Annotated in this window: 1 protein-coding gene; it reads right to left on the bottom strand. The window is 65.4% G+C overall.

Going from position 1 to position 433, the window contains the following annotated elements; genetic code table 11:
* Window positions 1-102: 102 nt before the first annotated feature.
* Window positions 103-433 (bottom strand): cation:dicarboxylase symporter family transporter (locus EN852_RS35315; protein ID WP_210238288.1); only part of this gene is annotated, 331 nt, incomplete at its 5' end.

Genomic DNA, 433 nt, shown 5'->3' with positions numbered 1-433 from the left:
TGAGCGCATCCAGGTACACCAGCAGGCCTGGGCCCAGCTGGATCGGGCGGCGGCTGCGCCCAGGCGCATGGTCGCCACGCGCATTACCGGTCACGATCGGCATCAGGCGCGCTTCCCGCGACAGCACCTGCTGGGCTCGAAGCCGAACAGCGCGGCCAGGTTGAACATGAAGCAGGCCACGGCGTACGGGGCCAGGCGGATGACCAGGTTGATCAGGGTCATCGAAATCTCGAACACGCCTTCGATGGCGCGGCGCAGCGGTGCGACCTTCTCATCATCGGTCAGCACCATGCCGATGCCGAACATCAGCGCGAAGAACATCAGCGACAGGATCGCGCCGTTGTCCGAAGCGGCCTGCAGCACGTTGCTCGGCACGATCGACAGCAGCATGTCCATGCCCTTCGGCGTGCCATGGATGCCGGCGACGATTTCC

This window comes from Mesorhizobium sp. M2E.F.Ca.ET.209.01.1.1, from assembly GCF_004010375.2.
GTDB lineage: Bacteria > Pseudomonadota > Alphaproteobacteria > Rhizobiales > Rhizobiaceae > Mesorhizobium.
Note: the sequence above shows the minus strand (reverse complement) of the source record. Positions and strands in the feature narration are given on the sequence as shown.